The 14244-nt window shown below is 64.0% G+C and carries 10 protein-coding genes; 5 read left to right on the forward strand and 5 right to left on the reverse strand.

What is annotated here, in order from left to right; genetic code table 11:
• The first annotated feature begins 63 nt into the window (after positions 1 to 63).
• Together B208_RS24675 and B208_RS0108990 are read left to right on the forward strand one after the other, a co-directional pair.
• On the forward strand, positions 64 to 1167 hold the full coding sequence (locus B208_RS24675) for a DUF5787 family protein (RefSeq protein ID WP_018128828.1): 1104 nt from the start codon (positions 64 to 66) through the stop codon (positions 1165 to 1167).
• A gap of 68 nt (positions 1168 to 1235) precedes the next feature.
• Positions 1236 to 2606 carry an arylsulfotransferase family protein gene (locus B208_RS0108990; RefSeq protein WP_232423762.1) on the forward strand — a complete coding sequence of 457 codons (1371 nt, stop codon included), beginning with the start codon at positions 1236 to 1238 and terminating at the stop codon, positions 2604 to 2606.
• Here B208_RS0108990 and B208_RS0108995 read toward each other — a convergent pair.
• The 3 genes from B208_RS0108995 to B208_RS0109005 form a co-directional block, all read right to left on the reverse strand.
• Positions 2603 to 3421 (reverse strand): MBL fold metallo-hydrolase, encoded by an 819-nt coding sequence (locus tag B208_RS0108995; RefSeq protein ID WP_007976623.1) that lies wholly within the window; start codon positions 3419 to 3421, stop codon positions 2603 to 2605. The two genes, B208_RS0108990 and B208_RS0108995, sit on opposite strands and share 4 nt — an antisense overlap.
• A 74-nt stretch (positions 3422 to 3495) precedes the next feature.
• Positions 3496 to 4824 carry an ATP-binding protein gene (locus tag B208_RS0109000; protein WP_007976622.1) on the reverse strand — a complete coding sequence of 443 codons (1329 nt, stop codon included), beginning with the start codon at positions 4822 to 4824 and terminating at the stop codon, positions 3496 to 3498.
• An 88-nt stretch (positions 4825 to 4912) separates the two neighbouring features.
• Positions 4913 to 6739 carry a flippase activity-associated protein Agl23 gene (locus B208_RS0109005; RefSeq protein ID WP_007976621.1) on the reverse strand — a complete coding sequence of 609 codons (1827 nt, stop codon included), beginning with the start codon at positions 6737 to 6739 and terminating at the stop codon, positions 4913 to 4915.
• 142 nt (positions 6740 to 6881) lie between these two features.
• Between B208_RS0109005 and B208_RS0109010 the strand changes: the two genes are divergently transcribed.
• Positions 6882 to 8024, forward strand: a complete 1143-nt coding sequence (locus tag B208_RS0109010) for a thiolase family protein (protein ID WP_007976619.1) — start codon at positions 6882 to 6884, stop codon at positions 8022 to 8024.
• A gap of 257 nt (positions 8025 to 8281) precedes the next feature.
• Entirely contained in the window at positions 8282 to 9979 is a 1698-nt protein-coding gene (locus B208_RS0109015; RefSeq protein ID WP_232423763.1) for an ArnT family glycosyltransferase, read from the forward strand.
• On the opposite strand, the gene B208_RS0109020 is transcribed toward B208_RS0109015, so the two are convergent.
• Positions 9913 to 11583: an aldehyde ferredoxin oxidoreductase family protein gene (locus B208_RS0109020; protein WP_007976616.1), complete on the reverse strand. Its 1671-nt coding sequence runs from the start codon at positions 11581 to 11583 to the stop codon at positions 9913 to 9915. The two genes, B208_RS0109015 and B208_RS0109020, sit on opposite strands and share 67 nt — an antisense overlap.
• A gap of 171 nt (positions 11584 to 11754) precedes the next feature.
• Between B208_RS0109020 and B208_RS0109025 the strand changes: the two genes are divergently transcribed.
• Complete coding sequence (locus B208_RS0109025) at positions 11755 to 12318, forward strand: DUF7344 domain-containing protein (RefSeq protein ID WP_007976614.1); 564 nt, start codon at positions 11755 to 11757, stop codon at positions 12316 to 12318.
• On the opposite strand, the gene B208_RS0109030 is transcribed toward B208_RS0109025, so the two are convergent.
• The gene (locus B208_RS0109030) at positions 12284 to 14176 is read right to left on the reverse strand and encodes a cation:proton antiporter domain-containing protein (protein ID WP_007976612.1); all 1893 of its coding nucleotides are present in this window, start codon (positions 14174 to 14176) and stop codon (positions 12284 to 12286) included. The two genes, B208_RS0109025 and B208_RS0109030, sit on opposite strands and share 35 nt — an antisense overlap.
• Positions 14177 to 14244 lie beyond the last annotated feature (68 nt).

Genomic DNA, 14244 nt, shown 5'->3' on the forward strand with positions numbered 1-14244 from the left:
AGAACACGTCTCGACATCCCTGTTCCCGCGACTTTTTTGCCGACTGAATCCCTCTGGAGGGTCGTGCGAGAGTTTCCGTTCGAGTTGGCGTTGTGCGCCCATCTGGAAGCGACGACCGACGACGTTATCGCCCGGCAGGTCGGCGCTGGCGTCCACGCACCCTCGAACCGCATCATCGACGTGCTGTGCGTCGAACCCGGCCCGGATTTCGGCTCCCGGACGGATATTTCGGCGGAACGGATTCCCGACGCGGCAATCGAGAGCGACGTGGGCGTCGGGGAAGCGCGCTACTGGCGCGACGCCTTCGACACGTCGCCGGAGTACGCCCGGGGAGTGGTGGACCGAGCGGTCGAAATCGGCTTCTTCGAGCGCGAGCGGCGGGGCGGCCGGGAGTACGTCCGGCAGGTCGCCCGCTATCCCGACTGGTTCGGGCGACTGGTGGGAATCGAGAACAAACCCGACCTCGCGGACCCCGGCGACCTCGAAACGCAACTCCGCAAGGACGTGAGCCTCGGCCTCGTGGACGAGGTGATTCTGGCGACCGAGAGCTACGTCACCGGCGCGCACCTGAACCGCATCCCCGAGGAGGTCGGCGTCTGGCGGTTCCACGGCGGAGAGGAGGGAAGTGGAAATGGAGACGAAGTGGGAGAAAGAGGAGACGAAGTGGGAGAAAGAGGAGATGAAGTGGGAGAAAGAGGAGATGAAGTGGAAGAAAGAGGAAATGAAGGGAAAAAAGGCGAAGCGGGAAAGGGGAGCGGCAGAATCGAAGTGATTCGAGAGCCGACGCCACTCGACACGGACGAAGCGGGGACGGAACTCATCGAGGAGCGCGTCGGGCGAACGGACGTTCGCGTGGCGAGTGCGGAGGGGAAAGCGAAACGGCGACGGCGGATGGCCGAGCGCGCCTACGGAAAGGGCTGGCGGACGTACGACTTTCCGGCCTGCGGCGAAATCGAACCGCGGGGCGGCGCGGTGCCGTACTGTCGCTGGAAGGGCCGCGTCGTCGATCCCGCGCGCTGTGGAGAAGACTGTCCGGGACACGACCCCGCCGACCCGCCGGCGGTCGATACCGATGCCGAGCGAGACGTTCGGACGCCGTGGGTCGCTGACCCGACAGGGCGGCAACGTCGGCAGGCGGGACTCGACAGATTCGGCCGAGACGTGTAAAATACAATCCGTTTTGCCGGGCGTGTGAAGTGTAAACATACAAGAACCGCGGTCAAGAAGGGGGGTGTATGCATACGCCCTCCCGACGGCAGTCGTTGGCCGTCGGCGCGATACTCCTGTGCTGTCTCTCCTTGTTCGCACCGACGCTCGCCGCGCAGTCGAACCGCACTGCCCAGTCGAACGACCAAGGAAGCATCGCCTCGAATCCCTGCGTCGGAACCATCGAGCGCCCCGCGAACGGAACGACCGTCGTCGCGGTGCAGGGCTACTCATGGCTGGACAAGGGACAAAAGCGAGAGGCGAAACTCGTCGGCATCGGACCGGACGGCACCGTGAAGTGGGTCCACCACACCGGCGACCACGGCATGGTCTGGGGCTACGACGTGGACCCGATGCCGAACGGCAACCTGTTCGTGACGGGAACGACGCAGGGGAAGACGGTCGTCTACGAGTTCAACCCCCGAACGCAAGAGCACGTCTGGAGGGAGACGTTGCCCATCGAGGACACCCACGACATCGACCTCATCAACAACGGGACGCAACTACTCGTCGCCAACCTGCGCAACTACAACGAGGAAGAGAACAGGAACGACGACAGCATCTTCGTCTACGACCTCCAGAAGGACGAGGTGGTCTGGCGCTGGTACTTCCGGGACCACTACGACTCTGACGTGGGCGGGAACTACACGAAAGACTGGACGCACGTCAACGACGTGGACAAAATCGGCCCCGGCGAGTATCTCGCCTCGCCGCGCAATCTGGACCAAGCCATCGTCATCAACCGCTCGACGGGGAACATCGACATGCAACTCGGTTCCTACGGGGAGAAGGACACCCTCGACAAGCAACACAACCCGGACTACTTGGAGAGCGAGGACGGCACCCCGACGCTCCTCGTCGCCGACTCCGAGAACAACCGCATCGTCGAGTACGAAAAGGAGGGCGACGGATGGAACCGAACGTGGTCGCTCGGGAAGGGCGACGACCTCTCGTGGCCACGCGACGCGGACCGCCTGTCGAACGGCAACACCCTCGTCGGCGACTCGAAACACGAACGGGTGATGGAAGTCACCCCGAAGGGGAAGGTCGTCTGGGAGTTCTACACGCCGTGGTTGGTCTACGACGTGGCGCGCCTCCCCGACGAGCGGGCCGAAAGCCCGACCATCGCCGACCAGAACGCCACGGGAAGCTACGCGTTCAAGGGAGCCACCCAGAAGTACGACGCGGAGTCGATGAAGCAGTGTAACGCCTACCTCAACTCCATCGACGGGTGGGCCGACGGGCAGAAACCGGCGAACACGACCACCGCGGACGGAGCGGGCGTGCAGGACGACGACTCCGGCAACTCCGCCACGTCGCTCCCCGGCTTCAACGTCGTCGTCGCGCTCGTCAGCCTGCTCGCCGCGGCGGCGCTATTGGTCCGAGAGAATCGAGACTAAATCAGATACCGTTCGCCGTCCACCGCCAACGGCTCTTCGAACGCCTCTTCTTCGGGATAGAAGTGCGACACGTGCACCAATCGCGTCTCCGACGCGTCCAGTTCGTCGGCCAGCGAGAGCGCACCCTCGCGCGTCATGTGCTTGTGCCCGAAGGTGCGCGGAACGCCGTCCTCGGTGTGGTGGCGGCCGCCCGCCGGGTGGTACTCGCAGAGCGACGCGGGGACGATGGCGTCGGCCAGAAAGAGGTCGGCGTCCGACAGGGCCTCCCGAGACGCGTCCGGAATCGAATAGCCCGTGTCACCCGTCAGCGCGAGTTTCGAACCGTCTTTCTCCACGACGACGCCGTAACAGACGAGCGGGGGGTGTTCGACCGGAACGAAGGTCACGTCGAACCCGCACGCCGAAAACGACGCGAGCGGCGCGTGGCCGTGAACCGTGATGCGGTCGAGGTAGTCGAACTTGTTTCGAATCGCGTCGGCGACGCTCTCGCCCGTCTTCGGGTCGGTTTCGTCCGTCGCGTGGACGGGGAGGGAATCGAACAGTCGATAGGCGTTCCCCAACCCGTCGAGGTGGTCGAAATGGATGTGCGTGATGAGCACCTCGTCGGGGAGCGAAACGTCGTTGTCGAGAAACTGGGAGCGAAAATCCGGGCTGGCGTCGATGAGGAGCGATTCGTCCGTCTCCTCGTTGCGGACGTGGACCGAGAACCGCGAGCGCTCCACACCGCTGTCCCGAGCCTCGCGGCAGGTGTCACAGTCGCATCCGACCGTCGGGGTGCCCGTCGTATCGCCGGTTCCGAGGAGGGTGACTTCCATCGGTACAAGATGCACGGCGACGGATGCTAAATGTCGCGGTCCGCGATGGTGTTGCAGGAAAAATCGTCGCGCCGTCAGTGGTCGTGGGAGTGACCGCTGATGTCCCCACCGGCGACCAGCGCGTCGTGGTCGCCGTCTATCATGTCCATATCCTTCAGGTGGTCGCGCTCCTCGAAGTCCTGAATCGCGTAGTGGAGGTCCTCTTGCGTGAGTTCCGTCCGTTCCTCGGTCAGGGCTTCGAGCACGGCCTCGCGGAGGACCAGTCGAAGGTCGCTCCCGGTGAGTCCCTCGGTCATCTCCGCGATTTCGTCGGGGTCGAAGTTGGCGATGCGCATCCGCCGGGTGATGACCCGAAGGATGTCCGAGCGCATCTGCTCGTCCGGTTTCGGGAAGTTCAGGATGTCGTCGAAGCGCCGCCACGCCGCCGCGTCGAGTTGGTCGGGGTGGTTGGTCGCGCCGATGAGCAACACGTCGTCCTCGATGAGCGAGATGTTGTCGATGCTCTTGAGGAGGGTGTTGACGGCGCGTTTGATGGCCGCGTGCTCGTCGCTCCGACGGGTTTTCGCCACGAAGTCGAACTCGTCCATGAAGAGGATACACGGCGAGAGTCGCTTCGCCACCTCGAACACCTTCTCGACGTTTTTGGCCGTCTCGCCGAGGTACTGGCTGGTTATCATCGACAGTTTGACTTCGACGAACGGGAGGTCCAAGTCGTACCCCAGCGCGCGCGCCGTCGAGGTTTTCGCGGTTCCCGGCGGGCCGACGAAGAGGAGTTTCCCGATTTCGCGCAGCCCGATTTCGGCCAGATACTCGCGGTGCTCGATGGCCTTGACGATTTTGTGGATTTCGGCCTCTTGGTCCTCCGTGAGCACGAGGTCGTCCAGCGTCAGTTCGACCTCCTCGGGCGCGTGGATGTCCACGAGGTCGAGCATGCTCTCCCCGTCCTCGTCTTCGTCCTCGTCGAAGTGCTCTTCGAGCAGGCTGTCTATCCACGCCCGGTCGGACTGGACCGGCCGGTTTGCTTCTCGCACCGCCTCGTAGGACGCGTCCACGCCGTCGCGGTCGGAGAGCGCGTACGCGAGCGTCGGGTTCGCGGCGATTCGCTCCTCGTCGCGGTCCACGAACCACTCTTCCGCCATCTCCTGTTGGGTGAGTTCGATGCTTCCCGAGAACGTATCCCGGTCGGTGAACATCAGTTCGGAGATCGCGTCCCACGGTTGGTCGAGGCCGGTCGCCTCGCGCGCCGTCTCGACGGTCGTCCGAAGCGGTCGCTCTATCGTTCCGTCGTGCCAGAACACCTGCCGAATCTTCGGCGGCAGGTCGTTTTCGTCCAGATTTCGGTTCTCACTGTAGACCCGTGCAGTGAGCAAGAACTCGATTACGTCCAGCGCCCCGCTGTTCATTCTCCCGTGGGTAATCACGGGAGAATCTTAAGGCCGTCGGAGACGTTCCGCTCGCTACGCGTTTCGAGAGCCGAAAAGAAGGGCCGACCTACGCGGTCGGGGTGGTATTCGAGTGCAGAGAGCTGTTCTGGACGTAGATGACGGTCGTGCTGATGTGACACCCGCTGTTGAAGCCGAAGCGCTGGAACTCGTAGCGCGTGTAGCCGGACATGTAACCCTCGATGTCCTGCGCGGTGCTGTCCTGGCTGGTGCAGGTAGAGACGTCCGCGGGAGCGACGACTATCGGCGGTTTGTCGCCGCTGAGGTCCGAGGCGTTCGTCGTGCTCGCAATGTTCGCGTCGGCGGTGTCGAAGTACCACGCGAGCGGGAGACGGGCGAACCATCCACCGCCGCCTTCACCCGCTTCTACCGGATACACGTCGTCGGCGGCCTCGTTCGACGAGTAGAACTTACTCCCGTAGAACAGCACGTCGGTTCCCTCGTTCTCGCGTGAGATGCGCTGAAGGTCGTGGAGGAGCGGTTTCGCATCGGTCGAGGACGATTGGGCGTACTGGACGAACTGGTTGTCCGGGTCCTGCGGATGTTGATAGGACGTGCTGTAGGCGGTCGCCCCGACGGAACCGACGACGAGCAGGAGGAGCACCGCGGCGGCGACGAGGCTCACGTCGTCGTGGTCCTCGTACGCTTCCCAGCCCCAGCGGAATATCAGCGCGAGGCCCACTGCCGCGGGGAACGCAAGCGGGACGATGGCGTGGACGGTCGCCCAGCCCGCCTTGATGTCCATCACGAGCGGGTAACCGAGGATGCTGACGACGCCCCAGTAGAAGCCGAGCGAAACGAGGTCGCGCGGGCGGTCGCCGGAGTAGCGGTCGACGATGAAGCCCACGACGGCGAGGATGCAGAGCGCGAGTGCGCCGACTTTCAGCGACGTGAGGAAGTGGTCGAGGTAGGGAAGGTAGGCGTGGTCCGTGTGTCCCTGCCATCCGATGAACTCGTTCGCCACGTCCGTCGTCGCGGCGGTGAACACCTTCGGAATCATCGACGGATTCGAGAAGGATTTCCAGAGTCCCGGTCCGGGTTGGCCCTGGGAGCGCGGCGCGTAGAAGAACACGATGATGGCGAGGGCTTCCAGCGCGGCGACGAGTGCGATACCGACCCCTTTGAGAAGCGAGTTGACGACCGACCTATCCCGCTCGTACAGTCGGAGCGCACCGTTTCGGATTCGCGGCGGAATCGCCGCGCCGATGCCTTCGTTGCCGACGCGTCGAAGAAAGAGACGGTGGTCGTAAAGCAGTACGGCCCCGCCCGCCCAACACGCCGCATACAGGAGGGCGTTTTCCTTCATCGTGAATCCCAGCGTGAAACACGCGACGGCCGCGAAGACGTACCGAAGGCGACGGGTGTCGAAGTAGCGGACGACGAACCCGAGCGCGAACACCATTACGGCGGCGAGCATCACGTCGTTGCGCATGAACCGCGAGTAGTAGAGGAGAACGGGATTCGCGGCGAAGAAGAAGGCCAGAGCGACCGTCTCGGACGCTCTGAGTCGCTTCCGGAACAGGAGCGCCGCGAGCGGGAAGAGGCCACCGATGAGGGCGACGATGAGGCGCATGGTGAAGTCGTTCGCGCCGAACAGCGAGAACACGACGGAATCCATCTGTAACAAAAACGGACCGTGGATGATGCGCCGATAGTACCAGACACCGTTCTTGGCGAATCTGGACGCCCAGTAGGCGACGCGGGCTTCGTCCTGATGAGCGACGCGCGCGCCGAGGTTTACGAGGCGGAGGGCGAGCCCGAACGCGGTGATGAGGACGACGAGGGGGACCGGTTCGGTGAGTCGCTGGAGGAGGCTTGATTCGTCGCTCGATGTGAGCGGGCGAGCACGCTTCTGGGCGGTGTCGGAACCTTGCATCGTCGGGAGTTACCGACGATATGGTGTGGGTCCGACCAAATAGTTTCTGAAGCCGCATAGATAGTCAATAAACTTACAAACTGTTTTCCATTTACTCCGAGTTCTACGGCCACTTAAGGGCCATGAGCGAGAATCGTGAACCATGGACAGCGATACCACACCAGTCATCGCAAAGGCGGTTCGGACCCCGCAGGGGAAAGAAGGCGGCGTGTACGCCGACGTGCGGAGCGAGGACCTCTCGATTCCGCTCGTGGACACCATCCTCGACGAGACGGGACTGACGAGCGACCATGTGGACGACCTCATGTGGGGCGTCGCCCAACAGCGCGGCGAGCAGGACAACAACGTCGCGCGCGTCATCGCACTCCTCTCGGACCTCGGTGAGGAGGTCCCCGCGACGAGCATCAACCGCTGGTGTGCCTCCTCGATGCAGGCGCTCATCAGCGCGAGCGACGCGATTCGGGCGGGCCAGCGCACGGCCATCATCGCGGGCGGCGTCGAGAACATGTCGCGCGTGCCGATGTCCGGCGGGTACGAATCCGTCCATCCGGGACTGGCGGAACAATACAACATCCCGGAACTCCAGATGGGAATGACCGCCGAAAAGGTGGCCGAGAAGTACGACGTCTCCCGCGAAGAGCAAGACGAGTACGCGCTCCGGAGTCAACAGCGCGCCGCCGAGGCGACCGAAGCCGGGCGTTTCGACGACGAAATCGTCCCCGTCGAAACCGAGGACGGACTGGTCGAAGAAGACGAGGGCATCCGCCCGGACACCAGCATGGAAGCCCTGCAGGGCCTCCCGAGCGTGTTCAAAGCCGAAGGCACCGTGACGCCGGGCAACGCCTCCCAGATTTCCGACGGCGCGGCGGCGCTCCTCGTCACCAGCAAGGCGTTCGCGGAGGACCACGGCCTCGACGTGCTGGCGACCGTCGGCGACAACAACGTCGCTGGCGTGGACCCGACCGTGATGGGAATCGGACCGGTTCCGGCCACGAAGGGCCTGCTGGAGCGCACGGGCGAGAGCATCGACGAGTTCGACCTCGTGGAACTGAACGAGGCCTTCGCCAGCCAGACGCTCTACAGCCAGCGCCAACTCGGCGTCCCGGACGAGAAGTTCAACGTCAACGGCGGTGCCATCGCCATCGGTCACCCGCTGGGTGCCTCCGGTGCACGCCTACCCGTGACGCTCACTCACGAGATGCAAAAGCGCGACGCGAAGAAGGGCCTCGCAACCCTCTGTGTCGGCTTCGGCCAAGGTGCGGCGATTACGTTGAAGCGCGAGTAATCGACGCGAATCCCCGATTCGCGGGCGACGAGTGACTGTCGAGGTGGGACACCTCGAAAGGAACGAGGAAGTCCTTTTGGTCGAGCTTTCACAGGGAACGAGGGAGCGGAGCGACCTCGTGACCGTCGTAAAAGGTCGTCGTGGCAGGGTGCGACAATCACGCTGAAGCGCGAGTGAACTCACCGTCCGCTGAATTTTTCACTCTTCTTTCACGGTTCCGGGACAGAATAATTACGGAGCAGGTCGAGTTGCGGAACGTGCCCCGAAGTCGTCCCTCTACGATCACGCTCGCGTGGATGGTTCCCGCCGTCCTCGCCAGTCTCGTCGTTTTCGCGGCCTACCTGCTCACGCACCCGTATCCCGCGACGGGCGGCGGCCTGTATCTGGCGATGGCCGACGCGATACGCGACAACGGCTATCGCCTTCCGGCGCGGGTTCCGCGGTACACGCCGAACGGGATTCCGTTCGGCTATCCGCCGCTCGCGTTCTACGTCGCCGCGCTCGCCCGCGACGTCCTCGGCGTCGGCCCACTGGCCCTGACGCGCTTCCTGCCCGGCATCGTCACCGTCCTGACCGTGGTTCCGGCCTATCTCCTCGGACGCGAGGTGTTCGCCGACGCACCCGACAGAAACCGACGAGCGGGCCTCGCGGCGCTCGTCGTCGCGGTCAGTCCCGCCGTGTTCAAATGGCACCTCTCGGCGGGCGGTATCGTCCGCGCTCCGGCCTTCCTGTTCACGGTGACGGGGTTGTACGTCGGATTGCGGCTGTTTCGGACCCCGGAGAACCCCGTTCGCTGGGCGGTGGCGGGGGCGGTCCTGTTCGGCCTGTCGATACTCACCCATCCGTCGTACCCCGTCTTTTTCGGGACGAGCTATCTGGTCTTCTTCGTCGTCTTCGACCGCTCTGTCGCCGGACTGAAGCGCGGCGCGTTCGTCGCCGCGGGCGGCCTGCTCCTCGCGGTTCCGTGGTGGGGCCACATCGCGTCCGTCCACGGCATCGGCCTCCTCACCCGGACCGCCGGGTCGCGCCTCGGAATCGGTCGGGGAATCTTCTGGTTCCCCTCGAAGTTCCTCTACGCCCGCCGCACGCGGTTCCTCCCCGTCTGGCACGTCCTCACGCTCGTCGGCGTGGTCGCGCTCGCGGTGCGGAAGCGCTACTTCCTGCCGCTCTGGTTCGCCGCGACGGTCGTGATGTTCCCAAAGCCGCGATTCCTCATGCTCGTCGGCGCGTTCGTCGTCGCCGCCGCAGTGTTCGACTGGTTGCCGACCATCGCGGAGGCGGCGTCGAAGCGGGACGGCATCTCGACCGACGGCGGACGATTGCCGCGCGTTTCGCTCGTTTTGCTCCTGTTGCTTTCGACCTACGGCGTGGCGACCGGCGGCCTCTACGCCGCGAACTACGGGCCGGTCCCGGAGCGGCCGCTCCACCGGCTTCAAAAGGAACCGCTCCCGTCGTACATCGACGGCGACGATATGACGGCGATGCGGTGGGTTCGAGAGCGGACGGCGGCGGACGCGACGGTCCTCGTCGCCGGTGACGCCGCGGAGTGGTTCCCGGTGTTCACCCATCGAACGGTCGTCGCCTCCCCGTGGGGTGCCGAGTGGCTGCCGCCCGAGGAGCGCGAACGGCAAATCTCGATATACCGGAACGCGTCGGCCTGCGCGTCGGCGACCTGCATCCGGCAAACTCTCGACCGGGACGACGTATCGCCCGAGTACGTCTATCTCACCCGCGAAGGCTCCCGGAGCTGGACCGCCCGCGAGACACTGAATCGGGCACAGTGGAATGAGATGCTGGAACGCCTCGGAACGTCGAACGGGACGAGGGTCGTCTTCCGAAATCGGGACGTGGCGGTCGTACAGGTCAACGACCGAGAAAAGACGAATCGTCAGTCGTCCGCGCTGGCGGAAGCGGACTTCACCGTGCCGTCGTCGTTCCACCCGCGTTCGGCGTAGTACTCCGAGAGGGCGGCCTCGAAGTCGGGCAGGTCGTAGGGGAGCGTGTCGTCCTCGCGGTCGAACCCGCGTTCGTTGTTGAAGTGCCGTTCGAGTTCGACGATTTCCGCGCCGATATCCTGTAGCCGCTCGTACTCCGTATCGAGCAGGGTTTCGAGGCGCTCCTCGGTCATGAAGTCGCGCGAGAATTTGCAGACGACGCCGCTGTCGAGAACGGCGTTGTGGTTTTCTTTCGCCACGATGAGCGGCGGTTTGCCGTCGAGTCCGGTCGGGTCCACCGCCTCGTCCTTGCCGACGAGGGGGTACTCCTTCGAGTAGAACTCGGCGTACATGTGGTCGGCGCCGCGATTCGAGACGGCGAAGGCGAGGCCCTGCCCGTTCAGGGTGCGCCCGTCGTGGGCGGAGAATTCGAGTCCCTTGACCGTCCAGTCCTCGACACCGAGGTCGTCCGCGGCGCGGTGGACGCCCTCCGCGAGGAGGTCGCCCTCGTCCTCGCGGTAGGCGATCTTCTCCACGAGGTCGTGGACGAGTTCGTCGTTGCCGAACTCGTCGTTGGCGGCGAGGTAGGCCGAAATCACGTCGCCGCAGGAGATGGTGTCCATGCCGAGTTCGTCACAGAGGTCGTTCGACTTCATCACCGAGACGATATCGTCCACGCCAGCGTTGCTCCCGAACGCCATCACCGTCTCGTACTCCGGGCCTTCGGTTTCGAGTCCCGTCTCCTCGTCCTTCGTCGGGAGTTTGCAGGCGAAGGCACACTGCGAGCAGGTGCCTTTCTTGTACTTCTTCTCGGCGACGGCCTCGCCGCCGATGTCGCTCGCACCCTCGAACTCCAGTTCGGAGAAGTAGCGCGTCGGCAGTGCGCTCACGTGATTCGCGTACTCGGTGACGCTGGTCGTCCCGGCCGATTTCATCGGGTGGTCGTTCGCGGTGGCGGCCTCCCGGTGGACGTCCATCTGTATCGGGTCGATGTCGATATCCGGCGCCGAATCGCCCGCGAAACTGATGCACTTCACGCCCTTCGCGCCCAGCACCGCACCGAGGCCGCCGCGACCGAACGCCCGGTGTTCGGTCGTCATGATGGACGCGAAGCGGACGCGATTCTCGCCCGCGGGTCCGGCGACGACCAACTGCTCGTCGCCCAAATCGTGTTCGTCGGCCATGTACTCGCCGACCTCGGTAACGGTCGCTCCGGCGAGTTGGGGGACTTCTTCGAACTCGATTCCTTCGTCCGTGACGTGAACCGCCACCAGGTCGTCGCTTCGGCCGGTGACTTGCACCGCGCCGTACCCTGTGGCCGCGAAGTGACGCGAGAGGAATCCGCCCGCGTTCGAGGAGAGCAGGCCGTCCGTCAGCGGCGAGACGCCGGTGCAGTTCATCCGTCCCGTGAAACTCATCGTCGAACACTGGAGCGGACCGGTGGTGAAAAAGAGGCTGTTCTCGGGACCGAACGGGTCCGCGTCGAACGGAATCCGGTCGTGTGCGAGTTTCACGCCGACGCCGCGTCCGCCGATGAACGACGACAGCACGTCGTCAACGTCCTCGGCGACGGTCGTCCGGTCGCCCACGTCGATAGTCAGGAGCGAACCTGTCGAGTGCAACATGAACGACGATGAGAGATTGAGGGTGATAAAGACACAGGTCGCGTTCCGGGAACCCGAAACGGCCTTGTTTCTCTACTTCAAAGGTGTAAACAGACGAATATCTTTTTGCGGTCAGCTATCCAAATGGCGGGTAGTGTATCGTACGGCCGGGACATCACACAGTCTTCGACAATGACCACCGAGCCACCGACTGGGGAAGGGCGGATTTCGCCGGATACCGCGTTCGAAATTCTCACCAACCCGCGGCGTCGGTACGCCCTCTCTTACCTCGGGTCGAAGTCGGGGCGGGTTTCCATCGGCGAACTCGCCGAGGCCGTCGCCGCGTGGGAGCAGGACACCAGCGTCGAACTCGTCTCCTCGAAGGAGCGAAAGTCGGTGTACACCTCGCTGTACCAGACCCATCTCCCGAAGATGGCCGACGCGGGCATCATCGTCTACGACAGACAGCGCGGACAGGTACGACTCAGCGATACGGCGACCGAACTCGACAAATTCGTCAATCCGTCGTCGAAGACGCAAAACTGGAGTCGATACTACCTCGCGCTGGCGCTCGTCGGCGGGATCGCCATCGTCTGTAACCTCCTCGGGATGTATCCGTTTTCGCTCGTACACATCCTCGTGTACGTCGCGCTGCTTCTCGCAGGGTTCACCCTTCTCTCGGCGGCGAATTTGGAATTCGTGCGACGAAAACGAGACTCGTCTATCGCGGATGACACAGCGAGATGGCGCTTCTGACGGCCGACTTGCGACCGAGGAAGGTCACGTGGTCGCCGTTCTGAAGCGTGAAGTCCTCGCTCGGAACTTGCGTCTCGCCGTCGCGGCCGACGAGCGCGATGAGGACGCCGTTCGGGAGTTCGGAGTCGAGTTCCTCGATGGTCTTGCCGACCATGCTCGGTTCGGTTACTTCTATCTCCTGTACGTCGCCGCTCCGACCGAGTTCCGTCATCCAGTTCGAGAGCGCGGGGCGTTCGATAACGTTGTCGATGGCCCACGCGGTGGCGAGCGACGACGAAATCGTCCGAACCCCGAGGTCCTCGAAGGCGTCCACGTTGTCCGGGTTGTTCGCCCGAGCGATGATGGTCTCCACGTCGAACTTCGATTCGGCGAGTTGTGCGACGAGGAGATTCACGTCGTCGTCACCGGTCGCGGCGACGACGATTTTCGCGTTGTCGGCTCCCGCCGCCCGAAGGACTTCCGTATCGGTCCCGTCACCTTCGTGGACGGTGTAGCCCTCCTCACGTGCGGTCTGCAGTATCGTTTCGTCGTTCTCGATGATCACGACGTTCTCTCCGCGGTCTTCGAGGCGTGCGGCGAGCGACCGACCCACCTTTCCGCCTCCGATGATGAGTACGCGCATTGGAATCACGTTCAGATATTCTGCGATGTGTCGAGCGAATCCGCCCTCGAACACGACGGTCACGACGATGACGAGGAAGACGGTACCGATGAGCACCGCCGCCGCCGTCTCGGCGTTCGGAATCACGTCGGCTTCGTTCCGGATGCGAATCGCGAACAGCGTGGCGACCGACGCCGGAATGATGCCGCGCGGTCCGACGAGACTCATGAACGTCTTTTCGCCCCGCGTGAATCGACCGCCGGAGGCCGAAACGAAGATGACCAGCGGTCGGATGACGAACATCACGGCGAGGACGACGACGATACCGCCGATACCGAGGTCGAACAGGTACGTCGGTTTCAGCTGCGCCGCGAGCGTGATGAACACGAACGAGAGGACGACGAGCGTGATGTCGCCCTTGAACTCCTCTATCTTCTCCTCGTACGGAAGGTTCGCGTTCCCGAGCAGGATGCCCGCCGTCGCGACGGCCGCGATGCCCGCTTCCTTGGCAACGAAGTCGGCCGCGGCGTACGCGGTCAGCGCCCCGACGAGAATCAGCAGGCGGGAGTTCTGTGGCGCGTTCCCTCGCGAGAGGTTGAGCCGGTGGAGTACGTACCAGAGAATACCGGCGACGACGAGACCGACGAGGACGCCGGTCCCGAGTCGGCGAACGAAGGACGCCAGAAACTCGCCGAAGTCGAACCCGTTCGACCCGGTGAGGACGAGAACTTCGAACATCACCACGGCGAGGATGGCGGCGGACACGTCGTTCGCGATACCTTCCGTTTCGAGCGCGGCACCGACTCGGTCCCGCACCGCCACGACCGAGAGTATCGGGCTGATGACCGTCGGACCGGTCGCCACGAGCAGCGACCCGATGAGAAGGGAGAGGTCCCACGGTTGCCTGAGCGCGTAGCGCACGACGGTGGCCGTCCCGAGCAACGAGATGAGGGCACCGACGGTGATGAGGCGTATCTGTGCCGACGGTGCCTCCCGGAGTTTGCTCACTTTGAGGTGGAACGCCCCCTCGAAGACGATGATGGCGACGCTCAAGCCGACGATGGACGAGAGCGCGTCACCGAACGCCGACGGGTCGAGCAGCCCGAGTCCGACCGGGCCGAAGAGAACACCGGCCGAGATGAGAAACAGGACGCTCGGCACTTGGAACCGATCCGCGAGCACCTGTGAGACGACGCCCAGTCCGATGATGGCGGTGACTATGTACAGCAACTGCGCACTCGCTGCCTCGGCACTCACTGCTGGCCCTCCATGTATCGGGAAGGAAAAGCTGGACGGGTATAAAATAGCATGGTCTGAATGGGACA

This window comes from Haladaptatus paucihalophilus DX253 (genome assembly GCF_000376445.1).
GTDB lineage: Archaea > Halobacteriota > Halobacteria > Halobacteriales > Haladaptataceae > Haladaptatus > Haladaptatus paucihalophilus.